This is a genomic window from Mucilaginibacter hurinus (genome assembly GCF_003324525.1).
In the GTDB taxonomy this organism is placed as follows: Bacteria; Bacteroidota; Bacteroidia; order Sphingobacteriales; family Sphingobacteriaceae; genus Mucilaginibacter; species Mucilaginibacter hurinus.
The window spans coordinates 213,838-237,575 of record NZ_QGDC01000002.1 but is presented as its reverse complement, the minus strand read 5'-3'; the positions used below and the strand labels follow the sequence as shown (position 1 = coordinate 237,575).

27 protein-coding genes and 1 other RNA gene are annotated in these 23,738 nt (G+C 41.9%); 10 read left to right on the top strand and 18 right to left on the bottom strand.

What is annotated here, in order from left to right:
* Positions 1 to 245 precede the first annotated feature (245 nt).
* Positions 246 to 1,592, top strand: coding sequence for an OmpA family protein (locus tag DJ568_RS04255; RefSeq protein ID WP_114004007.1), 1,347 nt, complete (start codon positions 246 to 248; stop codon positions 1,590 to 1,592).
* Between the two features lie 87 nt (positions 1,593 to 1,679).
* On the opposite strand, the gene DJ568_RS04250 is transcribed toward DJ568_RS04255, so the two are convergent.
* The 4 genes from DJ568_RS04250 to argB all read right to left on the bottom strand — a co-directional run bounded on the left by DJ568_RS04250 (position 1,680) and on the right by argB (position 4,687).
* Positions 1,680 to 2,066, bottom strand: a complete 387-nt coding sequence (locus DJ568_RS04250) for an SRPBCC domain-containing protein (protein WP_233496621.1) — start codon at positions 2,064 to 2,066, stop codon at positions 1,680 to 1,682.
* Positions 2,067 to 2,076: 10 nt separating this feature from the next.
* The gene (locus tag DJ568_RS04245) at positions 2,077 to 2,652 is read right to left on the bottom strand and encodes an acetate uptake transporter (RefSeq protein ID WP_114004005.1); all 576 of its coding nucleotides are present in this window, start codon (positions 2,650 to 2,652) and stop codon (positions 2,077 to 2,079) included.
* Between the two features lie 422 nt (positions 2,653 to 3,074).
* Entirely contained in the window at positions 3,075 to 3,893 is an 819-nt protein-coding gene (gene proC / locus DJ568_RS04240; protein WP_114004004.1) for a pyrroline-5-carboxylate reductase, read from the bottom strand.
* Entirely contained in the window at positions 3,890 to 4,687 is a 798-nt protein-coding gene (argB, locus tag DJ568_RS04235) for an acetylglutamate kinase (RefSeq protein WP_199560859.1), read from the bottom strand. Before argB ends, proC begins: the two co-directional genes overlap by 4 nt.
* Positions 4,688 to 5,030: 343 nt before the next feature.
* On the opposite strand from argB, the gene DJ568_RS04230 reads away from it, so the two are divergent.
* Complete coding sequence (locus DJ568_RS04230) at positions 5,031 to 6,296, top strand: cation:proton antiporter (protein ID WP_114004003.1); 1,266 nt, start codon at positions 5,031 to 5,033, stop codon at positions 6,294 to 6,296.
* A gap of 122 nt (positions 6,297 to 6,418) precedes the next feature.
* Here DJ568_RS04230 and DJ568_RS04225 read toward each other — a convergent pair whose 3' ends face one another.
* The 5 genes from DJ568_RS04225 to DJ568_RS04205 form a co-directional block, all read right to left on the bottom strand.
* Positions 6,419 to 7,369, bottom strand: a complete 951-nt coding sequence (locus DJ568_RS04225; protein ID WP_114004002.1) for an N-acetylornithine carbamoyltransferase — start codon at positions 7,367 to 7,369, stop codon at positions 6,419 to 6,421.
* Between the two features lie 99 nt (positions 7,370 to 7,468).
* Positions 7,469 to 8,599, bottom strand: coding sequence for an aspartate aminotransferase family protein (locus DJ568_RS04220; protein ID WP_114004289.1), 1,131 nt, complete (start codon positions 8,597 to 8,599; stop codon positions 7,469 to 7,471).
* Positions 8,600 to 8,716: 117 nt separating this feature from the next.
* Positions 8,717 to 9,751, bottom strand: a complete 1,035-nt coding sequence (gene argC, locus DJ568_RS04215; RefSeq protein WP_114004001.1) for an N-acetyl-gamma-glutamyl-phosphate reductase — start codon at positions 9,749 to 9,751, stop codon at positions 8,717 to 8,719.
* Between the two features lie 34 nt (positions 9,752 to 9,785).
* Entirely contained in the window at positions 9,786 to 10,991 is a 1,206-nt protein-coding gene (gene argG, locus DJ568_RS04210; RefSeq protein ID WP_114004000.1) for an argininosuccinate synthase, read from the bottom strand.
* Positions 10,992 to 11,012: 21 nt separating this feature from the next.
* A complete protein-coding gene (locus tag DJ568_RS04205; protein WP_114003999.1) occupies positions 11,013 to 11,675 on the bottom strand; it encodes a GNAT family N-acetyltransferase in 663 nt (220 codons plus the stop codon).
* A 400-nt stretch (positions 11,676 to 12,075) separates the two neighbouring features.
* Between DJ568_RS04205 and DJ568_RS04200 the strand changes: the two genes are divergently transcribed.
* Both DJ568_RS04200 and DJ568_RS04195 read left to right on the top strand, forming a co-directional pair.
* Positions 12,076 to 12,681 carry a Crp/Fnr family transcriptional regulator gene (locus DJ568_RS04200; protein WP_158534872.1) on the top strand — a complete coding sequence of 202 codons (606 nt, stop codon included), beginning with the start codon at positions 12,076 to 12,078 and terminating at the stop codon, positions 12,679 to 12,681.
* A 52-nt stretch (positions 12,682 to 12,733) separates the two neighbouring features.
* Complete coding sequence (locus DJ568_RS04195) at positions 12,734 to 13,360, top strand: DinB family protein (RefSeq protein ID WP_158534871.1); 627 nt, start codon at positions 12,734 to 12,736, stop codon at positions 13,358 to 13,360.
* 282 nt (positions 13,361 to 13,642) lie between these two features.
* Here DJ568_RS04195 and DJ568_RS04190 read toward each other — a convergent pair whose 3' ends face one another.
* The 6 genes from DJ568_RS04190 to DJ568_RS04165 form a co-directional block, all read right to left on the bottom strand.
* On the bottom strand, positions 13,643 to 14,008 hold the full coding sequence (locus DJ568_RS04190) for a hypothetical protein (RefSeq protein WP_114003996.1): 366 nt from the start codon (positions 14,006 to 14,008) through the stop codon (positions 13,643 to 13,645).
* A gap of 437 nt (positions 14,009 to 14,445) precedes the next feature.
* Positions 14,446 to 15,435 carry a YpdA family putative bacillithiol disulfide reductase gene (locus DJ568_RS04180; protein WP_114003994.1) on the bottom strand — a complete coding sequence of 330 codons (990 nt, stop codon included), beginning with the start codon at positions 15,433 to 15,435 and terminating at the stop codon, positions 14,446 to 14,448.
* Positions 15,436 to 15,623: 188 nt separating this feature from the next.
* On the bottom strand, positions 15,624 to 16,283 hold the full coding sequence (gene fsa / locus DJ568_RS04175) for a fructose-6-phosphate aldolase (RefSeq protein ID WP_114003993.1): 660 nt from the start codon (positions 16,281 to 16,283) through the stop codon (positions 15,624 to 15,626).
* Positions 16,284 to 16,357: 74 nt separating this feature from the next.
* Positions 16,358 to 16,456: signal recognition particle sRNA small type (gene ffs / locus DJ568_RS04170), an RNA gene on the bottom strand.
* 66 nt (positions 16,457 to 16,522) lie between these two features.
* On the bottom strand, positions 16,523 to 16,681 hold the full coding sequence (locus DJ568_RS17170; RefSeq protein WP_158534870.1) for a hypothetical protein: 159 nt from the start codon (positions 16,679 to 16,681) through the stop codon (positions 16,523 to 16,525).
* Positions 16,678 to 17,109 carry a hypothetical protein gene (locus DJ568_RS04165; protein WP_114003992.1) on the bottom strand — a complete coding sequence of 144 codons (432 nt, stop codon included), beginning with the start codon at positions 17,107 to 17,109 and terminating at the stop codon, positions 16,678 to 16,680. Before DJ568_RS04165 ends, DJ568_RS17170 begins: the two co-directional genes overlap by 4 nt.
* 69 nt (positions 17,110 to 17,178) lie before the next feature.
* Between DJ568_RS04165 and dinB the strand changes: the two genes are divergently transcribed.
* The gene (gene dinB / locus DJ568_RS04160) at positions 17,179 to 18,363 is read left to right on the top strand and encodes a DNA polymerase IV (RefSeq protein ID WP_114003991.1); all 1,185 of its coding nucleotides are present in this window, start codon (positions 17,179 to 17,181) and stop codon (positions 18,361 to 18,363) included.
* A 164-nt stretch (positions 18,364 to 18,527) separates the two neighbouring features.
* Here dinB and DJ568_RS04155 read toward each other — a convergent pair whose 3' ends face one another.
* Genes DJ568_RS04155 through DJ568_RS04145 form a run of 3 tightly spaced genes read right to left on the bottom strand, consistent with a single transcriptional unit; the run spans position 18,528 to position 20,215 of the window.
* Positions 18,528 to 19,160, bottom strand: coding sequence for a hypothetical protein (locus DJ568_RS04155; RefSeq protein ID WP_114003990.1), 633 nt, complete (start codon positions 19,158 to 19,160; stop codon positions 18,528 to 18,530).
* Entirely contained in the window at positions 19,147 to 19,644 is a 498-nt protein-coding gene (locus tag DJ568_RS04150; RefSeq protein ID WP_114003989.1) for an RNA polymerase sigma factor, read from the bottom strand. The genes DJ568_RS04155 and DJ568_RS04150 overlap by 14 nt, the downstream gene beginning before the upstream one ends.
* Positions 19,645 to 19,687: 43 nt before the next feature.
* Positions 19,688 to 20,215 (bottom strand): hypothetical protein, encoded by a 528-nt coding sequence (locus DJ568_RS04145; RefSeq protein ID WP_114003988.1) that lies wholly within the window; start codon positions 20,213 to 20,215, stop codon positions 19,688 to 19,690.
* Between the two features lie 80 nt (positions 20,216 to 20,295).
* Between DJ568_RS04145 and DJ568_RS04140 the strand changes: the two genes are divergently transcribed.
* The 5 genes from DJ568_RS04140 (at position 20,296) to rpmA (ending at position 23,560) form a co-directional block, all read left to right on the top strand.
* Positions 20,296 to 20,622 (top strand): YbjQ family protein, encoded by a 327-nt coding sequence (locus DJ568_RS04140; protein WP_114003987.1) that lies wholly within the window; start codon positions 20,296 to 20,298, stop codon positions 20,620 to 20,622.
* A gap of 105 nt (positions 20,623 to 20,727) precedes the next feature.
* Entirely contained in the window at positions 20,728 to 22,101 is a 1,374-nt protein-coding gene (locus tag DJ568_RS04135) for a dicarboxylate/amino acid:cation symporter (RefSeq protein WP_114003986.1), read from the top strand.
* An 89-nt stretch (positions 22,102 to 22,190) separates the two neighbouring features.
* Positions 22,191 to 22,697: a hypothetical protein gene (locus DJ568_RS04130; RefSeq protein WP_114003985.1), complete on the top strand. Its 507-nt coding sequence runs from the start codon at positions 22,191 to 22,193 to the stop codon at positions 22,695 to 22,697.
* A gap of 68 nt (positions 22,698 to 22,765) precedes the next feature.
* Complete coding sequence (gene rplU, locus DJ568_RS04125; protein WP_114003984.1) at positions 22,766 to 23,074, top strand: 50S ribosomal protein L21; 309 nt, start codon at positions 22,766 to 22,768, stop codon at positions 23,072 to 23,074.
* 48 nt (positions 23,075 to 23,122) lie between these two features.
* Positions 23,123 to 23,560: a 50S ribosomal protein L27 gene (gene rpmA, locus DJ568_RS04120; RefSeq protein WP_114003983.1), complete on the top strand. Its 438-nt coding sequence runs from the start codon at positions 23,123 to 23,125 to the stop codon at positions 23,558 to 23,560.
* Positions 23,561 to 23,738 lie beyond the last annotated feature (178 nt).

Here is a 23,738-nt window from a genome sequence, read left to right as displayed (position 1 = left end):
TACTGTATACTATTAAGTGCAATAGTATTTATTGCGCAGATATGCTTTGTTATGGATGTTGATAGTTTATTAGAAAGTAACATCGCCCGCTTAAATACTGCATTACAGCAGGTTATTTAATATTAGCATTATTAAAACATGTAACGAATTACTGCCCTTATTAAATAAATTTTATATGGCACTACTATTGCCCGCGGTGGGGAGCTTGGATTGTTATCAAGCTACACTAACAAAACACAATTATTATGAAATTACATTTAAAAAAAGCCTCACTGCTGTTAAGCAGCGTGATAATGGGAGGTAATTTATTTGCACAAGACACTACTTCTACATTAAATTATGTTAAGCCTTTTTCTGAAGAAGGTGCATTCCGTTCATGGTCAATAGGTGTCCATGGCGGTATGTTAACTACCCACACTATTTTTGGAACAATGAATCACCAGGACTTTAGGAGCCCGCATGAGCAAATTGGTTACGGTGCTTACATTAAAAAGCAAATTACACCCGCCTTTGGTTTACAAGCCGACTTCCTTAGGGGTAAATTAACCGGTGCGGTTGGTCAGCCGGACGCTTCAGGTCCTCAACGGTTCAGCACAAATCTTAACTGGGCCGGTGCTTTAAGCGCACATTTTACATTAGCCAATATTAACTGGCGTCATCAAAAAGGTGCCATACAGCCTTACCTGAGTTTAGGTGGTGGTTTTATCGGTTATAAACCTACAGTAACCAATGCCGATGGTTCTACGGTAACTTTCGGTAATGACGGTGACGTTAAAGAGTTTTATTTCCCGGTAGGTGCCGGTTTTAAAATTAATTTAGGATCGGGTGTAAACCTTGACCTTGGTTACCAAGTAAATTTTGTGGCTAACGATAACCTGGATGCTTACAACTATGGTAACTCAAGTGACAAGTTTTCATACGCTCACATAGGGCTTGAATTTGCTTTAGGCAGCCGCAAAAAGCCTCAGTTGGCCAACTACAACCCGGTTAATTCAATGCGTACAGAATATATGTGGGAAGCAAAGAACCTGCAATCGCAAGTTGATGCGCAAAAGGCAGAGAACGCACGTTTACGCAGCGATCTTGATGCTACCAATGCTAACCTGGCCAAACTTACTACTGATAGCGACGGCGATGGAGTTTATGATGTTAATGATAAATGCCCGAACACACCTGCCGGAACAAAAGTTGACGGACAAGGTTGCCCGTTAGCTAAACCTGAGGTTAAAGTGTACGTAACTGAAGAAGATAAGCGCGTTGTTAAAGAAGCCATTAAAAATCTTGAGTTTGATTTAGGCAAAGCCACTATACGTGCTAAATCATTCCCTAGCCTTGACAGGGTTGCCAATCTTTTAATGGAGAAAAACTTTAGTTTAAAATTAGCCGGCCATACAGATAATACAGGTTCGGATGAATTGAACTTACGGTTATCAAAAGCACGTGCCGAAGCTATTAAAACCTACTTGGTTGATAAAGGCGCAAATGCATCGCGGATTGAAGCAACCGGATACGGCGAAACGCAACCGATAGCTACTAACAAAACTGCAGCCGGCCGTCAGCAAAACCGCCGCGTTGAGTTTACACTTTATTAATAGACAATGAAGTTTGTATAACAAAATGGCCCCGATATTTCGGGGCCATTTTGTTATACAAGATTTTAGAGCTATTGCTACCTGTGGTTAGTTCACTAAAAAGAAATCAGCCAACCCACCAAAGTAACTTTCGTCCCAACCCTCGCTAATATCCTTGTAGTCTTCGTCAGGAATATTGGTATGCCTCAATTCAGCCGAAGTAACATGTTTATCCGGATGGAGCTTTATTGTTACTATTGACGGCTCTTCCTGCTCGCCAAAATACCATTGCTGTACTATTTTACGGCCCGGCTCAAACTCAAGGTTTTTACCGGAAATGCTGCCGTCCCACATAGAAAATTCAGTACCGGGTTCAGTAGACATTTCTGCCGGTTCACCGGTCCATAACTCTATAGTTACCGGGTTGGTAATGGCTGCGTACACTTCTTCGGGCGTAGCAGGAATGGTGTAATATTTTTTTAGATCTTTTGGCAATTTTATAAGCTTAAGCGCCGATAGGTAAAACCGTACGGCCGTACATTTCATTTAATATTTGGGCCATGCCGAAGTACATTGCTAAAAATCCGCAAAGTATACCCTCATAACCGGCAATTACCATAAAGCTCTTGTCAACATGCCCAATAACTAACAGTAAAAATAATATCACAAGCGTACCGAATACTAATTGAAGCGCGCGTGGGCCTTTGAAACTGCCTACGAATAAAAATGCAGTAAATATCAGCCATATTGAAAGAAACGCGATCATTGAGTTGTTGTCCGGAGCATCTGCCAGGCCTAATTTTGGTAAGAATCCTATAAACGCAAATACAAGCCAGAAAAACCCGTACGATGTAAATGCAGTAAAGCCGAACGTATTGTTCTTTTTAGATTCCATTATACCGGCAATTATCTGTGCCGAACCACCGTAAAATAGACCCATAGCCAGGATCATAGAATTCATTTCGTAAAAGCCGGCATTGTGGATGTTTAGCAGCATGGTGGTAAGACCAAAACCGCAAAGGCCCAACGGGGCAGGATTGGCCGTGCTTTCCACCAGGGAAACTGATCTGAAGTCGCTCATAATTGTTTTAAGTTTTAAATTGGAAAATAAAAGGATTTTTGATGCAATGTATATGTTTTGGAGATTGTTTTATAACTTTTTTTAAAAAATCGGAGTCAAAAATTGTAAAGCTTACAACGCAATTAACTTATAGTTCATTAGCGTCTACCGCTCAGGCATTTCTACTGACAGCAAGAAATCCAAATCCAGCGGAATAAGAAAATCAAAAATAAAAGTCAAGAAAAGAGGACTGATAACAGAAGCTCACCTCAAAAACCGACATCCGCTGCACGTGCAGTATATTAACACCAACTTTAACAGGGTCAGGAACGGCGGGAACTTTTCTTTAATACCAGGTTTTTAGCAAAGTAAATCTGTCATAATAAGCACTATACCAATGCTAACGAGGCATCAAATAAGCAGTGCTTTGATGCCTCAGCGGGCTACTCTTCTGTATTGTACAATGCTCCGGCTTTTTCAGCAGAAAATTTGATCCCTTTTATCATTGCCGAACTAAAGCCATTGTGCTCCATCTCGTTAAGGCCGGCAATAGTACAACCCTTAGGGGATGTTACTTTGTCAATCTCCTGCTCGGGGTGTGAGGCTAACTGCAAAAGCAGGTCGGCGGCACCTTTAGCTGTTTGTGCAGCCATACGTAAAGCGTCATGCGCGTGGAAACCAATTTCAGTACCGCCTTGTGAAGCCGCGCGTATTGAACGCAGGAAGAATGCTATACCACATGCACAAAGGGCAGTAGCTGATGTCATAAGTTCCTCGTTAATCTGTATAGTTACGCCAACAGTATCAAATAATGATTTTACCAGGTTAATGTTCTTTGGGGTGCCATTATCTGTGGCTATACATGTCATGGAGTGACCGATAGCTATAGCTGTGTTAGGCATAGCGCGTATTACCTGCACGTTTACCTCAAGCTGTTTGCGTATGTCCTCGCAGGTAACACCTGATATAACGGATACCAACAGCTGTTTCTCTGATTTAATGGCAGGCTTTATCTCATCAAGCAGTTTGTTCAATTGCTGGGGCAATACCGCCAAAACTACTATATCAGCTTTTTTTACTGCTTTTATATTTGCGGATGTAGTTTGGTAACCCTGTTCGGCATAGGCATCAAGTGCAGTTATGTTACGGCGGGTAAGTATTACCTGGGATGGTTTACATATGTTAGCTGTAACCAAGCCTTTAGCTAGTGATAAACCGATGTTTCCGCTGCCTAATATGGCAATGTTTTGTGATGCATTCATATGTGGTTGCTTAACCTTGTTCCAAATGGTTTTTGTTGCTTAATATTACCCAGGTCGTCCGAACGACCTATTACTACAGATTTTACACCGCAGCCGATAGCTGTAAAGGCGTTATCTAATTTGGGCAGCATGCCGCTATGTATAATTTGCTGTTGTTTTAGTTCGTGGTAGAGCGCAGGGTCAATTTCACGTATTATCGACTCTTCGTCATTAATATCATGTAACACACCGGCCTTTTCAAAGCAGTATATCAGCGTAGTATCGTATAGCTTTGCTAACGATACTGCTAACGCTGACGCGATAGTATCTGCGTTGGTATTTAGCAATTGTCCTTCGCCATCATGTGTAATAGCGCAAAACACTGGGGTAAAACCTGTTTCAAGTAATCTGCTTATATTCTCCGGATTAATGGACTTTTCGTCGATGTCACCTACAAAGCCATAATCAATTGTTTTTACGGGTCGTTTTTTCGTACGTATAAAATTGCCGTCGGCGCCGGTTAGCCCAATAGCGTTATTGCCAAAACGCTGTAATTGCGCCACTATATTTTTGTTGATCAAGCCGCCGTATACCATGGTAACCACACGCAGGGTTTCAATATCTGTTACGCGCCTGCCCTCAACCAGCCTTGCTTCCAGTCCAAGGGTTTCTGAAAGTTGAGTAGCTACTTTACCGCCGCCATGCACCAGTATCTTATAACCATCAAGTGAAGTAAAGTCCTGCAAAAAATGGTGTAAGTTCTCGGAATTGTCAATTACGTTGCCGCCTATTTTAATGATATGTAACGATGTCATTTCGATTGTTAACAGCATCAAGCCTTACACTACTTTGATCGCCTGGTAAAAAATATGCTGTTTAGTGCCACAAAAATAGAAAAACGCAATATAATTCTGACTATGATATATATAAAATGGCATAAACACGATAAATATAAGCTATAAAAGAACGTTAAACCATTACTTTGACGGCAAATTCAATCGTTTACCTTAAAAACAGCTTTTTTTAAACTTATAATTGGGTTCTCATACCGAATTTTTTAACAAAGCGTATCTTAATGAGTCAGGCTCGATTTTTTGATATTTGCATAAGCGAACATTTTACACATTTTATTGTTATCCGACTGATTTATTGCCGTACATGGATATCTTTATTATCATCGCTTTACTTATCACATTAAGTGCAATCTACTCGTACATCAATGCCAGGATGCTAAACTTGCCGGGTACCATTGGGGTACTGGCGGTTGCAATAACAGGTTCTCTCCTAATTATTACAGCTAACCAGGCAGCGCCCGGCTTGGCAAAGAACCTTACTTCGCTGGCCAGGAATATTGACTTTTCTGAATCAGTATTAAACATTATGCTGGGCTTTCTGCTTTTTGCCACAGCATTCCGTGTTGATACGCGCAGGTTGAGGCGTGAGATGAAGCCCGTTATGATGTTAAGTACCTTAAGTGTACTGCTTTCCACAGCTATATTTGGGCTTCTGTTCCATTTCGCCGCTCAATTTTTTGATATACGTGTTCCCATGATATATTGCTTCCTGTTTGGTGCGCTTATTTCGCCCACTGATCCTGTAGCCGTAGAAGGTATAATGAAAGGATCAAAATTACCACGGCACCTGGAGACCGTTGTTTCGGGCGAATCGCTGCTCAACGATGGAGTAGGGCTTGTACTATTTGTTATCATTAGCGAAATAGCGCGCGCCGGCGCCGAAAATATAGTTTTTAGCGAAGTATTGCTTGTATTTTTACAGGAAGTGTTTGGCGGTATAGCCCTAGGTATTATAAGTGGTTTTATAGCCTTCAGGCTAATGCGATCCATCAGCGATTTTCAAACAATTGTGCTTGTGTCGCTTGCCTTGGTTATGGCCGATTCAGTTATAGCCTCTGTATTGCACTTATCCATACCTATCGCTGTTGTTACTGCCGGCCTGTTCGCAGGTAGCCGTTCTATCGATACTGACGCCAAGCAGCACTCACACCAGTCGTTGGAGAAGTTTTGGGAACTAATTGACGAAATGTTGAATACCGTGCTTTTCTCGATGATAGGGTTGCAGATGATAAATTTCCCTTTTATTGATAATTACTGGCGCACAGGTTGTATTGCAATACTTATGCTGCTAATTGCGCGCTGGTTTAGCATAGTGCTGCCACTAACATTTTTACGCCGTACGCTGAATATTAATTATGGCAGCGTCAACGTATTAACATGGGCAGGGGTAAGGGGAGGGATATCAATCGCGCTGGCTCTGTCACTTCAGATCGAAGCAAGATATAAATACCTTATTATTGCCGCTACTTTTTTTATAGTGATCTTCTCCGTAATTTTTCAGGGACTAACACTTAAGCATCTGATCAATTATTTGTACAGGAAAGAGCAAACGAGCGAAAGTACACCATAACAGATCGTCCTTGCGAGGAACGAAGCAATCTCTGAACCATTTATTCAATACATTACGGCGTTCATTTCGCTTACGTGATTACCGCGCTACGCTCGCAATGACGAGGTGGCAATAACATTCGATTATTCCAATTCTTCCAGCATAAGCTTCAAAACGGCCTGCGCGGCCCATACCCGGTTACCAGCCTCATGTATCACTACAGAGTTAGGGCCATCCAGTATCTCGTCAGATAATTCAAGGTTCCGGCGCACCGGCAGGCAGTGCATTACTTTAGCATTGTTTGTTTGCTGTAATTTCTGGTTGGTCAGCATCCAGTCTTCATTGCCGCCAAATACCTGCCCGTAGGGCTCATAAGCGCTCCAGTTTTTCACATAGATAAAGTCTGCTCCTGCTAAAGCTTCATCTTGATTATGAGTAATTTTCGCCCCGTTAGTAAACTCGGTGTTCAGTTCATAACCTTTAGGGTGCGCAATAGTAAAATCAACATCAGCTTTGCACATCCACTCGGCAAACGAGTTAGGTACAGCCTGTGGTAGGGGTTTGATATGGGGTGCCCAGGTTAACAATACCTTAGGACGGTCTCTAGTTTTCAATTCTTCTATGGTAACTAAGTCAGCCAGGCTTTGCAGGGGATGCCTGGTGGCTGATTCAAGGCTTACCACAGGCACGCCGCAATATTTAACAAATTTGTTAAATATTGCTTCGCTATAATCTTCCTCACGGTTCTTTAAGCCCGGAAAAGAACGTACGCCGATAATGTCGCAATATTCGCCTAATACAGCGGCGGCCTCACGTATATGCTCAACAGTAGTGCCGTTCATTACAGCGCCATCCTGCAGTTCAAGTGCCCAGCCTTCCTTGTCAATATTAAGTACCATCACCTGCATGCCCAGATTGGCACCTGCTATTTGTGTACTCATTCGCGTACGCAGGCTTGGGTTAAGAAATATCAGCCCAAGTGTTTTGTTCTTGCCCAGGTGCTTGTGCTCGTGCGGCGCGTGTTTAAGGCGTAGCGCGTCGGCTACAAGCTCATTAATATCGGTTACGTCGTGTACTGAAGAAAATAGTTTCATTGTGCATCACCCTAATCCCCGTCCAAAGAAAAGGGACTTTTTTAGTTTTTTATAAATAATTCGTATCCCCTATAACAAGTTTCCTACTTTTGAGGAGACTCAGCGAGGGCCTACTTCCGCTGCAAACGCTTCTAAAAATCTGTCGGCGTGTGCTTTGGTTAAGTTTAGCGCCGGCAGTAACCTTACCACATTTGGTTTGGCCTCGCCGGTAAATATATGGTGCTTAAATAGCAAATCCTTACGCACATTGCTCAATTCTTCCGGCAACTCAATACCTATCATCAGTCCTCGGCCGCGTACCTCTTTTACCTGTTCAAACTTTTTAAGTTCGTTTATTAAATAGCTGCCAACATCGGCAGCATTTTGCATGAGGTTTTCCCGCTCAATTACCTCCAGCACAGCCAATCCTGCTGCACAGGCTAAATGGTTGCCTCCGAAGGTGGTACCTAACATACCATAAGCCGGCTTTATTTTCGGCGATATAATAATGCCACCGATAGGGAAGCCGTTACCCATACCTTTCGCCATACTGTATATATCGGCGTCAATGCCGGCAAAATCATGCGAGAAGAACTTCCCTGTACGGCCATAGCCGCACTGTACCGAATCGGCTATAAACACAGCATTTTGTTCATTGCAAACTGACCTGATTTTTTGCAAAAAGTTTTCGGCTGCAACCTGTATTCCGCCAACGCCTTGTATGCCTTCAATAATTACCGAAGATATATCATTGCCGGCAAAAGCCTGTTCTAAAGCTGCTTCATCGCCCCAGGGCAAAAAAATCACGTTATCCGTCTCATTAACAGGGGCAACAATTTTTGGGTTATCCGTAACAGCTACGGCTAATGAGGTGCGCCCGTGAAACGATTTCCTGAATGCGACGATTTTCTTTTTACCGTTGTAAAACGATGCAAGCTTCAGCGCATTCTCGTTAGCCTCGGCACCCGAATTACACAGAAACAGCTGGTAATCTTCTTTGCCGGATACTTTGCCCAGTTTTGCCGCCAGTTCCTGTTGCAAAGGTATTTCTATCGAATTTGAATAAAAACCTAATTGATGCAACTGATCTTCCAATCGTTTTACATAATGCGGGTTTGTATGGCCAATTGAAATAACGGCGTGACCGCCATACATATCGAGGTATTCGGTGCCTTTGTCATCATAAACAAGGCTGCCCACGCCTTTTACAATGTTGATTGGATTAATAGGGTAAACGTCGAATAGGTTCATCTCTGTGATATTAAGCGTCATTGCGAGGAACGAAGCAATCTCTTTAAGCTAAGCAATCGTGAATATCTATGAGATTGCTTCGTTCCTCGCAATGACGGGTTGGTATATTATTATTACTCAAAACGCAGCCGCCTTTAATTTAAGCCCGCTCGTTTCAGGTAATCCAAACATCAGGTTCATATTCTGCACCGCCTGCCCTGAAGCTCCTTTAAGTAAATTGTCGGTAATGCTTATTATCAGCAGCTTACCTCCGTGCTTCTTTACTTGGATAAAGCATTTATTGGTGTTCACTACTTGTTTCAAATCTATATTACGGGTAGTAACATGCGTAAAAGGATGATTAGAATAGTAATTTGTGTATAACTCCAGTGCTTCCTCTTCCGTAAGTTCGCTATCGGTGTATATAGACGCGATAATGCCCCGGGTGAAATCTCCACGGTAGGGTATAAAATTTAATTGCCCTACATCGTTGCTCTGCAATTGCTTTAACGATTGGCTTATCTCATTCAGGTGCTGATGGTCAAATGCTTTATAAACAGACAGGTTATCATTTCTCCACGAAAAATGCGACGTAGCGGATAAACTTTGCCCTGCGCCCGTAGAGCCGGTTGTGCCGGTGATGTTTACTTCATTAGTAAGTAAACCCTTAGCAGCAAGTGGCAACAAGCCTAACTGCAGGCATGTTGCAAAGCAACCCGGATTGGCTATATTTTGAGCCTCTTTAATAGTATCCCTGTTTAATTCGGGTAAGCCATACACAAATGTTTTGCTGCCAAATATCCTGTTTTGGCTTAGCCGGAAATCCTGGCTCAGATCAATGATCTTTACACTATCGGGTACCTGGTTGGCTTCCAGGAACTTTTTGGCATCGCCGTGCCCTACACATAAAAATAATACATCAACATCAGTACGCAGGTCTGCGGCAAACATCAGGTCGGTATCGCCAAACAGATCTGCGTGTACGTGGTAAAGGTAGTTGCCTGCGTTGCTGTTGCTGTGTACAAAGGCTATCTCAACATTAGGATGGTTAATAAGAATACGCAGCATTTCGCCGCCGGTATAACCCGCACCACCTACAATGCCAGCACGAATAGCCCCCCGGCTCCCTGAAGAGGGAGCAGAAGTAAACGATTTATTGTTTTGGTCGTCCATTATAAAATCTTTAAGCGTTTCAAAAGCTCCCCCTTCAGGGGGCCGGGGGGTTAGGAGTGTTTACTTTGTGGTATATCATTACCTGGTTTCCGAATATTTTAGAGAAACCTTTTACATCGTCGCCGCTCCAGCTGTTATTCATTTCACCGTAACTGCCAAACTTGTTTGACATCAAGTCATGTGCAGACTCAATGCCGACCACCTGAAAACGATAGGGGAGCAGTTGTACAAACACTTTACCGCTCACATATTGCTGCGTGTCATCCAAAAAGGCTTCTATATTGCGCATTACCGGGTCATGAAACTGCCCTTCGTGCAGCCAGTTACCGTAAAAGGTTGATAGTTGGTCTTTCCAGGTAAGCTGCCACTTGGTTAACACGTGCTTTTCCAGCGTATGGTGTGCTTTGATAATTAAAACCGGTGCAGCAGCTTCAAAACCAACACGGCCTTTTATGCCAATAATCGTATCGCCTACGTGTATGTCCCTGCCAATTCCATACGGCTGGGCAATAGCCTGCAAAGCTTGTATGGCTTTTGCAGGATGATCATATGATTCGCTATCAATCCCAACCAATTCCCCTTTTTCAAACACAAGCTCAAGGTTTCTTGCCTCGGTTTCAGTAACTGGTGTCGGCCAGGCTTCTTCAGGCAAACCCAAATTTGAGGTCAGCGTTTCTTTACCGCCAACTGAAGTGCCCCAAATACCTTTATTGATAGAGTACTTAGCCTTCTCAAAGTTCATCTCCACACCGTGCTTTTTCAGGTATTCTATCTCCTCTTCGCGGCTAAGTTTAAGATCGCGGATAGGGGTGAGTATTTCCACGTTGGGGATAAGGATATTAAATATCATGTCAAACCGCACCTGGTCATTACCCGCACCGGTGCTGCCATGGGCAACATATTCTGCGCCAATCTCCTTAACATAGTTAGCAATGGCAGTAGCCTGACTCACCCGCTCGGCACTTACCGACAGGGGATAGGTGTTGTTTTTCAACACGTTACCATATATCAAATAACGCACGCAGCTGTCGTAAAAGTTTTTGGTTTCATCCACAACATGGTGCGAAGTAACACCCATTTCGAAAGCGCGCTTCTCTACTGCTTTTAATTCTTCGTCGCTAAAACCGCCGGTATTTACTATAACCGAATGTACTTCAAGGCCCAGATCGCGGGTTAAATAGATACAGCAAAATGAGGTATCTAAACCCCCGCTGTAAGCCAATACTACTTTTTTCTTCATTTATTTAATATATCAACGGCCTTAATAAGCCTTAACAAACAGGGTAAACATTTTAGCTTTTCCCCTCAGCGCGTTTTCAATACGCTCAAGCAGGGTAGCCTTGTGGGTTATCTTTTTTACTTTGTCTTCTCTTTCCTTCTTTTTTTCGGCAGGGTCAAAAAGCATGGCGGTACACATACAGTTCTTGCGGTCCTTGCTCATCAGTATATCGTAGTTCACGCAGCTTTTGCAACCTTTCCAGAAATCCTCGTCCTGTGTAAGTTCCGAGTAGGTAACCGGGCCATAACCCAGCTCAGAGTTTATCTTCATCACCGCCAGGCCGGTAGTTAAGCCAAATAACTTGGCATCCGGATACTTTGTACGCGAAAGTTCAAATATGCGTTCTTTAATAGCTTTTGCCAGGCCAACTTTCCTGAACTCCGGACTAACTATAAGCCCTGAATTAGCTACAAATTGCCCGTGGCTCCAGGTCTCTATATAGCAAAAGCCAGCCCAGGTGCCGTCTTTATGAAGGGCAATTACCGCTTTGCCTTCCAGCATCTTATTGGCGACATATTCGGGCGAACGCTGTGCGATGCCGGTACCGCGCGCCTTGGCTGATTCGGCCATTTCATCACATATCTGTTGCGCATAATCAACATGCTGGGCCGACGCAACTAATATATCAAAATCTTGTATGGTCATTTCTTAAAGAAAATTACCGTAATAATGGCCTTTACAGCCGTAATAAATAAGTGATTTTAGTGGGACAGTTATAAAACTGCTTTGAATTTTGCCAGGACAGCAATTAAACCCGGGGGATATAAAGCCTTCGTCGTGAAGGAGAACATATAAATATTACAGAAACCAAGGCAGCGGCAACAGGAGCAAAAATTGCTCTTGTAACGGGCTTATATAAGCTTTGCTGGTTCATTTTTAGTGTATTTTTTATATTTATAAACTTTGTGCAAAGTATGCCATTAATTTTTATTTATGCAAGAAAAATATCATTTAATGACCTGAATATTATGCTTTAAATTGTTTAAACCGTAATTTTAGACTGTTTGTAAAAATGGTTTGCACATTAAAGAGTGCTAAAGTTATCTTGAAAATAAATTCGGCGATACCACATCCGGAAGAGTTAGCTCAACTTAAAGCTTACTTTAATTACGTCCCGGTGCTAAGCGATGCGTTTTTTGAAGCGATGCTGGCCCGCTGGTATGCTTTTGATGCCAAGCGAAAAACATTGCTTACCAGCGAAGATGACATAGAACGATACCTGTATTTTGTTATTAAAGGCGTGCAACGCTGTTACTGCACACATGTTGATAAAGAAGTTACTATTGTATTCACATACCCTTATTCATTTGCCGGTGTTGTGGATAGCTTTTTGCTATGTAAACCGGCTAACTCTAACTTTGAAACCTTAACAGCCAGTCGGTTACTCAGAATATCTTATCGCGATTTTATGCAGTTGGCGGATGATTTTCCTGAACTCGAAAAATGGCTTAGGATCATGTCAGCCAATGCACTGTCATCAGTGCTCGAAAGGCAAAAGGAATTAAGCATATTTTCTGCAACAGAGAAACTGGAGGTACTGTTTAAACGCAGTCCGCATTTGTTTAACTTAATCCCTGATAAGTACATAGCCTCTTACATCGGCGTTGATAAAGCAACATTAAGCAAAATGCTGAATAAAATACGGTTGTAAAATGATGGCGCAGGTCAACTTTTTTGCGAGAGATTTGCCGGTAATTTGCGTTATGAAATTAGATCAGTCAACATTACTTCGGCAATTGTATGCAGAAGTGCAAAACATTACAGATAGTATCCGCCAGGTTACCGCGCAACATAGCTCTATTTTGAATACTGCCCCAGCGCCAGATTCGTGGAGTATAATCCAGGTGATAAAGCATTTGAACACCTACAACAAATATTACGTTCCTGTTGTAAAACTAAAACTGCAGCACAGTACTGCTATCGCCCAAAACCCCACGACATTTAAACCAGGATTGTTAGGCGATTATTTTGTGAAGATGATGCAACCCGCGCATAACGGACAGGTTAAAACCAGGTACAAGGCGGCTGCCAGGCACCTGCCTGTTGGGCTAGAAAACACAGAAAAAGAATTACAAGCTTTTTATGATGGACAACAGGATTTACTAAACTTATTGCAGGCAGCCGGAAATCATGATTTGAACCGTGTAACCGTGCCTACAAGTATCGCCACACTTATAAGGATAAAAACTGCTGACGCTTTACGCTTCCTGGTCGCTCATCAACAACGGCATCTGTTGCAGATACAACGGGCGGTTACGCAGCTGGCTGGGAATAACAGTCTGGTTTCTGTCGCTATAAGCGAAAGCAAGCAAATAAACTTCACCTATTAGTTAATAGGGGAGAGGACGGGTAAGGTTACCGTTTGCGGAGGGTTACTTTTTCAATGAAATATCTGAACAATATTTTGTATTCATTGCGGACAAAAAAAGGGCTATCCAGCTGATTACTGAAAAAGTTAAAAAGTATAATTGATCCTTGTTTCTGAATTTATATTTAAGGCTCATTGGTAGCTTAAAAATATCAATTGGCAGGGTAAATAGCTACGTAAATGTCACGAGTACTCCACCTCTGCTGGCTGGCCGTGCATACTCGCGCCAGGTTAGGGCGATGGTTTATTCCTTAAAAAGATCAAAGTTATTAGGGTTGGTTTTATCTACAATAATAATAATAATATCACCAATTTTAGGTACGTTTTCATATCTACTAAATTCATGCCGGATAGTTTCTTTCCTTATTAAATTTGGTGGATATTCCAGTTCAAATACAATTTCCATTACAGGTATCATATACGATTCATAATCAATAAATATATTAGTTTCATTGATTGAAAGGACTTTTGCGGGTAATTTTAACCCATTTTTTTTTAGCTTGTAATACTTATACTTTTTTCTAACAAACAAAAAATAAGCAGCGTAAACTAAAACCAACAAAATTATTAAATCCTTCCAGTGATCAGCTATCTTTACCGATAAAGTCATTTGAGAGAATGCAAACTTTCGAAAATTAAAATACATTGAATAGTGAAAACCATCAGATAGATTAACTTCAAAAAAAAGAAAGAAAAAATCTTTTGTGCTAGTGCTAGGAAGTTTTTATCACTAATATTTAATCTACCGATCTTCTTTAATACAAAATATTTGTACCAAAAATAAATTAATATCGGCAATCCGGATAAAAACATAACTGCTAAAAATTCATTTAAGGGAAGTAGATTTGGATTCCACTGTTTAACATGGACTAAGAATGCAAGTATGACAGCACTTACTAATCCCAAAATCCATGTTTTATTGTTTCTCCTTACAGTATTAAGCATTAGATATATAAATACATCAATGGCCAAAAAAAATATTGTATAAAAAATTATATTCATAATAGTGTAAGTAGGCCGCCTGCCGGTACGGTATATTTCTTGATTCTATAAAGCGTCCCCATTAGTTCTAATGCGTGTGAGACCTTTCTGTATTATATCAGCGACAATCATATCGGCATGCACCCGTGAATTCTCAATAAACCATAAATGAGTATCCAAACCACCGCAAACTACACCGGCAAGATATATACCAGGCTTGTTAGTCTCCATGGTGTCGGGATTGTATTGCGGTACAAATTTGTCTTCGGACAAATTGATCCCCAGTTTTTTTAAAAACTCAAAATTTGGCTTGTACCCGGTCATCGCCATAACATAATCGTTAGGCACGGTAATAATGCCCTCCGGGGTGCGAATATCTGCTTCAGTTTCACGTATTGCTACCAGTTCTGAGTTAAAGTAAGCCTTAATGCTGCCTTCTTCAATTCGGTTAATAATATCAGGCCGCACCCAGTATTTTACCCGGCTGCTTACCTCGCTTCCGCGTACCACCATCGTAACTTCGGCACCTTTACGATAGGTCTCTAAAGCCACATCAATGGCAGAATTGCTGGCGCCTACTACAATAACCTTTTGCAGGGCGTAATAGTGCGGCTCGCGATAGTAGTGTTTCACCTTTGGAAGATCCTCGCCAGGTACGTCAAGGTTTACGGCTATGTCATAAAAACCAGTTGAAAGAATAATGTGCTTTGCCTTGTACGTTGCCTTAGTAGTAGCGACCTGGTAATGGTCTTCTATATTTAATACCTCTACAACTTCTTCGAATAAATTAACAGGCAGTTTGTTCGATAACGCTACGCGACGGTAATATTCAAGAGCTTCGGCACGGGTAGGTTTATTGCTTGTAGTTACAAATGGTATTCCACCAATTTCCAACCGCTCGGAGGTTGAAAAGAATGTCATGGTGTAGGGATAGTTGTACAGCGAGTTTACCAGGCAGCCTTTTTCAATGATAACAAAGCTTAATCCCGCTTTTTGAGCTTCAAGCCCGCAAGCCAGGCCGATAGGGCCGCCGCCGATGATGAGTATGTCAAGCATATCCCGCTAAGTTAGCCGTCTGGATCAGAATTTACAGAATTTTATATTTAACAGAATAATATTTACAATAGGAAAACCAAAATAATACCTGATCCTCAGATAGGGCAGGGTGAGACAAAAAAAAATGCCATCCTGAACAGGGATGGCATTTAAGCTTTTTCAAAATTCTCACTGTATGGGTAAGAGCATTATTTTCCCGCGGCCTTAGCATGGTCGGCTAAAAACTGGGCCAGGCCACTATCAGTAAGCGGATGTTTAAGCAATGCCGTAATAGCGCTTAACGGACCGGTAATTACATCCGAACCTATTTTAGCGCATTGTATAATGTGCATAGGGTGACGAACTGACGCTGCTAATATTTGTGTTTCGTAACCATAATTATCATATATCAACCGGATATCTTCAATCAGTTGCATGCCATCTGTTGATACATCGTCCAAACGGCCGATAAAAGGGGATACATAAGTAGCGCCGGCTTTTGCAGCCAACAAGGCCTGTCCGGCCGAGAATACTAATGTGCAATTGGTTTTTATACCTTTTGAACTGAAATGCTTAATGGCACGCACGCCATCTTTTATCATTGGTACTTTTACTACTATGCGCGGGTGTAATTTGGCCAGCGCTTCGCCTTCGGTAACTATCTCGTCAAACGTGGTAGCAATAACTTCAGCGCTCACATCGCCATCAGTAATTTCGCAAATGGCTTTGTAATGAGCTATAATATTATCATGGCCGGTAATACCTTCTTTGGCCATTAGCGAAGGGTTGGTAGTAACACCATCTAAAACGCCTAGTTCATGCGCCTCTTTTATTTGTGCAAGATTAGCTGTGTCAATAAAGAATTTCATGTCTGCAATCGATTGTTGGGTTTTATCAGCCCGGAGACTTTATCCGGCTAAAACGTAATTTTTAGAAATAAAAAATGGGTAAGCTACTTTTATCGCACCGCTACAACCCTCTACCCTTGCTGCGTTCCCACCCTGGGGGAGTTCAAGAGGAGCTGGTCGTAAAAGACTTACCCGCCGCAAATATAGGAAAAGGTTTGGTTTCGGGGTAAAAAAAAACCAAAAGTCCTTAAAACACTGTGTCAGAACAAGGTAGGATTGTCAAAAGAGGCCGGGCTATTTAACTGATTTAAAAACTGGATACGTTTAAACTCTTTCCACGATGTATCATAGCCAAACGGCTCGCGTTTACTGATCAATAGCTCAGGAATTTCAAAACTATCTTTAAAGCGTTGTTTCATAAACCATGCCATAGCACACGATAACTTTCTTCGGGAATGTTTCTGGCAATAGTAATGTGAGGCTTAAAACTTTGCTGCTTCATATTCATACTCCGAAACAAGAGCTTAATCCAGTTTTTTACCTTATCATTTATATCAAACGCTGCGTATATGGTATAGCCGGTTACATGGTTGGCAAATGCGTCAAAGCCTACAATATCCAGCTTTATCGGTGGCATACTGTTCAATGATTTTTCCATGCGTATGAGCGCAGGTTCCAGTACAAAAGTTTTTTGCCTGCCCTCATCAAAAGGGATGCTGATGTAAGCCGTTGAGTGCATACTGTCAAACGTCCCTATTTTATCGATGGATACTTGCTTATACTCTTTAATTTTATCCTTTACATGTTGTGGCGGCGAAAACAGGAACCTATATTGGGCGTAGTGCATGGTGGTGATTTTGGTTACAAACTTTACTAAAAATTTTAGTAATTCAAATAAATTTCACAAATTTGTTTTATGGAGCCCAAACGGCAGATAGTACACATCGATCTCGATTCATTCTTTGTATCGGTAGAACGGAAGTTTAATCCTGAACTTATTGGGAAACCGGTTTTAATAGGCGGATCAGCTGAGCGCGGTGTTGTGGCATCATGCAGTTACGAGGCGAGGCGATATGGCATCCATTCGGCTATGCCTACACGGCAGGCATTAAAGCTTTGCCCGCATGCTATTTTGATACGCGGCAGCCATGGCCGGTATGGTGAGGCATCCCGTGAGGTGACGCAGATTATCCATGAGATGGTGCCGGTATATCAAAAGACTTCCATTGACGAATTTTATATTGACTTAACCGGGATGGACCGTTACCATGATGCTTATAAACTTGCATCGGATCTGCGGCAAAAGATCATAAAAGAAACCGGACTGCCAATCTCCTTCGGTATGGCATCAAGCAAAACGGTTGCAAAAATGGCCACCAATGCTGCAAAACCGAACGGGCAGCTGTTAATACCACACGGGGAGGAAATGGAATTTTTGGCCCCGCTGCCTATCAGAAAAATTCCTATGCTGGGTGAAAAAACCTGCAAAAAGTTATATGAGTATGGTATAGAAAAAATTGGAGACCTGCAGCGGGTTGACCTGCGGTTTCTGCAAACGTTGTTTGGAAAGTCGGGCATGTTTATCTGGGAAAAAGCGAGGGGTATTGACCATAGCGAGATAGTGCCGCATAGCGACCGTAAATCAATCTCTACAGAAACCACTTTCCATAATGATGTTAAGGACCGCCGTACATTGGAAACTGTTCTGGTTAGCATGACGGAAGAACTATCTTTTAAACTGCGTAAAGAGAACATGCTTACATCGTGCCTGGCTATTAAAGTACGGTATGCCAATTTTGAAACACATACTCAGCAGGAAAAGATAGGTTTAACCGCGGCCGAGCATATTTTGATTCCGGGTATAAAAAACCTGCTCACTAAAGCATGGGACCCGAATCGTCCTATCAGGCTCATAGGTGTACGTTTAAGCAATCTTACAACAGGAAGTTACCAAATCAACCTTTTTGAAGATAACGAGGAACGTATACGTCTGTACCAGGCACTGGATACCATTAACTTTAAATTTGGCGAGAAAACGGTTTGCCGTGCGGCAGGGATGGAGATAGGGACAAGGAATTTTAATCCGTTTATGCGGGGGTAAGTGCCGTTGCATGGAGGTTTTGCAATGCGTTATCTGTGGTATAAATAAATATCTTCAGATATTCATAACGCCGGGTCAAAGCAAAAGGTGACCTGCTAATAATAGTTAATTCATCTCTCCATTATTTGCTCAGAATGTTTTCCTTGATATCTGATTTATCTTAATTATTTATCTGTTTCTTCTAAAGGTTCACCCTCAGGTGGGTAGGGGATGAATTGATCCTGTAGCCGCGCTAAGCGGTCTACCATCTGGTCAAGCTTTTCCTGTTCTGCTTTATAAATGCGGTTTTTAAGATAAAATGTGCAAAACAGCAGCCATACTATAATGAAGCCGTAAAAGCCAAATTTTATTACAGGCGTTACATAATACATCACCTCATACAGGTATAACGAGAGGCCTGTGCTTAACAATAAGATATATATATAGTACAACCAGCCGTTAAGGTTGGCACGGCTACGCTGGTAATCTTTAAGGCTTTGCAAATATTCGGCAGGATTAGTGGTAACATCGCGCTGGTTAATCAACAAGTAGTCTTTTATCATTACTGATAAGTAGAGCAGCATGGTGGCCAGCATAATACCTATGCCCAGGTAGGTTACCCACGAATTGAAGGCTAAAAACAGCATTACAAATAATACAGCAGTCGCAGCCATTAGCATACCGGCAATATTAATCAGCATTTTTTTATTAAGGCTGCCCATGCCACGCTTAACCCCCTTCAGTGCCTCGTCTACTGAAAGCTGATCGCGTTTTGGCTGTTCCTGCCAAACCGACATTAATTGATCAAAGTCTTTCATACTGGTTATATAATTCCGTTAACTTTTGTTTTATGCGGTGGATCTTTACCCGCAGGTTACCCTCTGATATGCCCGAAATTTCGGCAATCTCATTGTACGGAACCTCGTCCAGTACCATGGTGATAATAATTCTTTCCGACTCTTCCAGTTTTGATATGCATTTATAAAGCAGGGCTACCTGCTCGTTTTTTTCTGATAATTCTTCGCGTTTGGTTTCAGCTATTTGCGGAGTAAGTTCGTCCTTAGCCTGGCGTTTTTCTGAGCGCAGGTAGGTAAGGCAGGTGTTTACGGCTATGCGATATATCCAGGTGGATATCATAGCCTGGTTACGAAATTTTTCGAGATTTTGCCAAACCTTCAAAAACGTCTCCTGTAAAAGGTCATTAGCCGCGTCGTCGTCGCCTGTGTATCCATAACACAGGTGAAATATTTTTTTTGAATTGGCTTCAAATATTTGTTTAAAAGCTGCCTCTTTATCTGACACGTTACAGTTAATATGGTGTTAAGATAAAAAACTCAGGCAATTGTTACAAGGCATGGTCGTTAATATTTAACCACTGTAATTTTTTATCAGCATCAGCCAGCAACACTTCATAGTCGTTGGTATAGTCAAACTGTAAATCCTCATGCAGTTTTTTTATAGACGTACGTATTTTGTCGAGCTGACGAACAAAAATAAGGCGCATAGGCTTGTAAGAAGTACGCTGGTCGGCATATTGCAGGTAATTATGGCCAAAGTTTACCAGGAGTTCTATTTCTGCTGTTTTAGAACCCATAAACTTAACATATTTGCTTATAAGCCTTAATATTTTACGCAGGGCCTTGGCTGCAAAATAGCTTTGTACCGGCAGTTGGCTAAACATAAAACCAAGCTCTGCCTTAACTTTCTCTACAAAGGCGGCTTCGTCATGAGCTTCAAACAGCAAATAGGCCAGCAATTCCTTGGTTTCCTTTTTATACCGTGCTGTGCGCAGCAACAATTCCTGCAGTTGCTCGTGCGGCAGGTGCTGAATCTCTTTTTTTATGTTTTGTAAGCCGTAGGCTGAAATGCTCATAAATGTGCGGCAAATTAATAAATGTTAGTCGTATAGAATGTAATATATATCAACTATGTTTGAGCATAAAATAAAGTATCATGTTAGTAACAACCAGCACACATTTAGAGGGATATACAATCACCGATCACCTGGGCGTAGTCAGAGGCATAACTGTCCGGTCACGGGGCATAGGCGGTAACATTTTGGGCGGTTTACAAACTATAGTAGGCGGGCGCAACTCAATTTATACCGAGCTTTGCGAAAAAGCCCGGCAGGAAGCTTATAATTTATTAATACTGCACGCGCAGGAAGTTGGCGCGAACGCCATTATCAGCATGCGCTACGATGCGAACGAAGTTATGCAGGGTGTAACTGAAGTATTGGCTTATGGCACAGCTGTTAAAGTAGCGAAGGTAGCTGTATAGACTATTTTACCGCGTGTGGATACTATAGAGGTGTGTAGTTGCGACCAGATAATCGTCGTAGTTACTCTCTATAAATCGTTATCTTTACCGGCTTAACTGACTTGAATGCACCGTAGCAAACTTACCCTCTACATTTTTGCGGCCCTTATTGTGGGCGTTATCACAGGTTACCTGTATAATAAACACGTAATCAATGATATCAATAATAACATAGCCGCTGCTGAAACGGCTGTAAAATCCATTGATGCCAGCCTGGCAAAAGTAACGGATACAACCTCGTCAGCCTACCATGATCTTAAAACACAGCGCGCCGAGCAATCTGCTATACGTAAAGCTAACGATGTGTTGCGCGATAACAAACTGGTTGGTTTTAACATATTAAGTGACATTTTTTTGCGGCTGATAAAAATGATTGTTGCCCCGCTGGTATTTACAACGCTGGTTGTTGGTGTTGCCAAAGTGGGCGACATAAAATCTGTTGGCCGGATAGGCGGCAAAACCCTCCTTTGGTTTTTAAGCGCTACCTTGGTTTCGTTATTATTGGGCATGGTGCTTGTAAACCTGTTTGAACCGGGCAAAGCCATGCAGCTGCCATTGCCCGACAGTCATATAGGCACAGGTATACAAAAAACGGCACTTTCCCTCAGAGATTTTATAAATCACGTATTCCCAAAAAGTTTTATAGAAGCTATGGCTACCAATGAGATACTACAAATTGTGGTCTTCTCTTTGTTTTTTGGTGTAGGTACAGCCGCCATCGGCGAAAAAGGCGAAGTGGTGATTAAAGCAATGGATGCTATAGCACATGTAATTTTAAAGGTTACGGGTTATGTAATGAACGTTGCACCTTTGGCAGTCTTTGGTGCCATTACAGCCATTATCGCCAAGCAGGGTTTAGGGATATTATCCACTTACGCCATATTTATAGGTGAATTTTATTTTGGATTATTGCTACTGTGGCTGGTAATTATAATGGCCGGTTACGTGGTTTTAAACAAACGCGTATTTACCCTGGTAGGCCGTATAAAAGATGCGATGCTGGTAGCGTTTAGCACCTCAACAAGCGAGGCTGCGTATCCCAGGGTACTTATGGAACTTGAACGGTTTGGCTGCAATAATAAAATAGTAAGTTTTGTACTTCCTTTAGGTTATTCTTTTAACCTTGACGGTTCAATGATGTATATGACCTTTGCTTCGTTGTTTTTAGCACAGTCTTACGGAATTGAACTATCATTTCAGCAACAGCTATCCATGCTGCTTGTGCTTATGTTAACCAGTAAGGGCATAGCGGGAGTGCCACGTGCATCGCTTGTAGTAATAGCCGGAACTATAGCTATGTTTGATATACCTGAAGCAGGCCTGGCTTTACTGATAGGTATTGATCCTTTGCTTGATATGGGCCGTTCGGCTACCAACGTGTTAGGCAACGCAATGGCCACCGCTGTAGTAAGCAAGTGGGAGGGGGAGATAGATAATTAATGTCAGATTTCGTATGTCCGATTTCGAATTTATCTTTGTACCTAGTTAAATCGGTGAAATAGAACAAAGTCACCGCAATACAAGTGTCCATGACCATAAAAAGTAAAAAGATTTTCCTGGCGTTAAGCGTTGTTGTGCCGTTCCTTGCTTACTGCCTTTATTATTACGGCATGATGGTATCCAATGCTCCGTATAAATTCAATGAGTTTAAATACATGGTGTTTGAATATGGGTTTGGCGACAGTTTGCTGAATAAATATAATTCAAAAACGCAGGATTACCAGTATTTAAACACCCGCGATTCTGTAGTGCATAAAAAACTTAAGCTGACTAAAGACGACCTGCTTTACCTTCACCGGAAGGCGGCTGATCTTGGGTTTTGGAATTTTCCGGCGCAACAGGTAAATAATGGTACCGGCAAGCTCAACCCCAAAGTGCCGCATTATAAAATTGAGTTCCACTATTCACGAAAAACCAAAGCTGTGCTGTATGCGGCCGACTATATTGGTAATGAAACGCTTAAAGATGCGAACGAACGACTGATAAAAGAAATACAGCGAATATTAACAGATGCCGAAGCAAGGGGTAAAAAATAATGGCCTTGCTTATTGATTATTTAATATCTATATTTGCACCTCGAATTTAAAAACATAAATAAATAACAATGTACGCAATAGTAAGTATAGCCGGACAGCAATTTAAAGTTGCAAAAGACCAGCAGATCTTTGTACACAGGTTACAGGGAGATGAAGGCGCTAGTATTGAATTTGACAATGTATTGTTAGCAGAAAACGAAGGTAAATTCAAATTAGGCACTGATTTGAAAGGCGCAAAAGTATCGGCTACCATTCTGTCACATTTAAAAGGTGATAAAGTAATTGTCTTCAAAAAGAAAAGAAGAAAAGGTTACAAAAAGAAAAATGGCCACCGCCAGCAATTTACCAAGATACAGATCACTGGTATCGCCCTGTAATTATTTGTTAATCCAGCCGATAGCTATCGGCTAAAAAAATATAAGAAAATGGCACACAAAAAAGGAGCCGGTAGTTCACGTAACGGCCGTGAGTCGCACAGCAAGCGTTTAGGTATTAAAATTTTTGGCGGTCAGCCGGCAATCGCAGGCAACGTTATTGTTCGTCAGCGTGGTACCCCGCACAATCCGGGCTTAAACGTTGGTTTAGGTAAGGATCATACTTTATTCGCGCTTATTGATGGTACCGTAGTGTTTAAAAAGAAAGCAGATAATCGTTCGTACGTGTCTGTAATCCCTTTTGAGGCCGCACTGGTTGAAGAAGTAAAAGCGCCTGCACCTAAAGCAAAAAAAGAAACTAAAGCGGTTGAAGTTGAAGCTGCGCCGGTAGCTGACGAGACTGCCGAAAAAGCTCCAAAAGCAAAAAAAGCAGCACCTAAAGCAAAAAAAGCTGACGCTGCAGAAACAGAAGAAGCTGTAGCTGAGTAATTATCAGCGTAATCATACTTAAAGCCGTTCAGTTATTGAGCGGCTTTTTTTTTGCCTCACTCCAATGCCTTTGTAAGGGGGAAGGGGTTCTCTTATCGAAACGACCAACTTGGTTTGGCACCTAATGGATCAAGCATACTCAGTTTTTGCATGTCGATATTGAACAAATCGGCAAAAC

Coding starts and splice junctions, on each gene's coding strand:
- DJ568_RS04135 (WP_114003986.1), top strand. CDS start 20,728: ATGCACCGTAGCAAACTTACCCTCTACATTTTTGCGGCCCTTATTGTG.
- DJ568_RS04130 (WP_114003985.1), top strand. CDS start 22,191: ATGACCATAAAAAGTAAAAAGATTTTCCTGGCGTTAAGCGTTGTTGTG.
- DJ568_RS04230 (WP_114004003.1), top strand. CDS start 5,031: ATGGATATCTTTATTATCATCGCTTTACTTATCACATTAAGTGCAATC.
- argC (WP_114004001.1), bottom strand. CDS start 9,751: ATGGACGACCAAAACAATAAATCGTTTACTTCTGCTCCCTCTTCAGGG.
- DJ568_RS17170 (WP_158534870.1), bottom strand. CDS start 16,681: ATGAAACAACGCTTTAAAGATAGTTTTGAAATTCCTGAGCTATTGATC.
- DJ568_RS04140 (WP_114003987.1), top strand. CDS start 20,296: ATGTTAGTAACAACCAGCACACATTTAGAGGGATATACAATCACCGAT.
- DJ568_RS04155 (WP_114003990.1), bottom strand. CDS start 19,160: ATGAAAGACTTTGATCAATTAATGTCGGTTTGGCAGGAACAGCCAAAA.
- rpmA (WP_114003983.1), top strand. CDS start 23,123: ATGGCACACAAAAAAGGAGCCGGTAGTTCACGTAACGGCCGTGAGTCG.
- rplU (WP_114003984.1), top strand. CDS start 22,766: ATGTACGCAATAGTAAGTATAGCCGGACAGCAATTTAAAGTTGCAAAA.
- DJ568_RS04145 (WP_114003988.1), bottom strand. CDS start 20,215: ATGAGCATTTCAGCCTACGGCTTACAAAACATAAAAAAAGAGATTCAG.
- dinB (WP_114003991.1), top strand. CDS start 17,179: ATGGAGCCCAAACGGCAGATAGTACACATCGATCTCGATTCATTCTTT.
- DJ568_RS04245 (WP_114004005.1), bottom strand. CDS start 2,652: ATGAGCGACTTCAGATCAGTTTCCCTGGTGGAAAGCACGGCCAATCCT.
- proC (WP_114004004.1), bottom strand. CDS start 3,893: ATGAATGCATCACAAAACATTGCCATATTAGGCAGCGGAAACATCGGT.
- DJ568_RS04180 (WP_114003994.1), bottom strand. CDS start 15,435: ATGCTTGACATACTCATCATCGGCGGCGGCCCTATCGGCCTGGCTTGC.
- DJ568_RS04225 (WP_114004002.1), bottom strand. CDS start 7,369: ATGAAACTATTTTCTTCAGTACACGACGTAACCGATATTAATGAGCTT.
- DJ568_RS04255 (WP_114004007.1), top strand. CDS start 246: ATGAAATTACATTTAAAAAAAGCCTCACTGCTGTTAAGCAGCGTGATA.
- fsa (WP_114003993.1), bottom strand. CDS start 16,283: ATGAAATTCTTTATTGACACAGCTAATCTTGCACAAATAAAAGAGGCG.
- argB (WP_199560859.1), bottom strand. CDS start 4,687: ATGACATCGTTACATATCATTAAAATAGGCGGCAACGTAATTGACAAT.
- DJ568_RS04165 (WP_114003992.1), bottom strand. CDS start 17,109: ATGCACTACGCCCAATATAGGTTCCTGTTTTCGCCGCCACAACATGTA.
- DJ568_RS04205 (WP_114003999.1), bottom strand. CDS start 11,675: ATGACCATACAAGATTTTGATATATTAGTTGCGTCGGCCCAGCATGTT.
- DJ568_RS04190 (WP_114003996.1), bottom strand. CDS start 14,008: ATGACTTTATCGGTAAAGATAGCTGATCACTGGAAGGATTTAATAATT.
- DJ568_RS04220 (WP_114004289.1), bottom strand. CDS start 8,599: ATGAACCTATTCGACGTTTACCCTATTAATCCAATCAACATTGTAAAA.
- DJ568_RS04195 (WP_158534871.1), top strand. CDS start 12,734: ATGAAATTAGATCAGTCAACATTACTTCGGCAATTGTATGCAGAAGTG.
- argG (WP_114004000.1), bottom strand. CDS start 10,991: ATGAAGAAAAAAGTAGTATTGGCTTACAGCGGGGGTTTAGATACCTCA.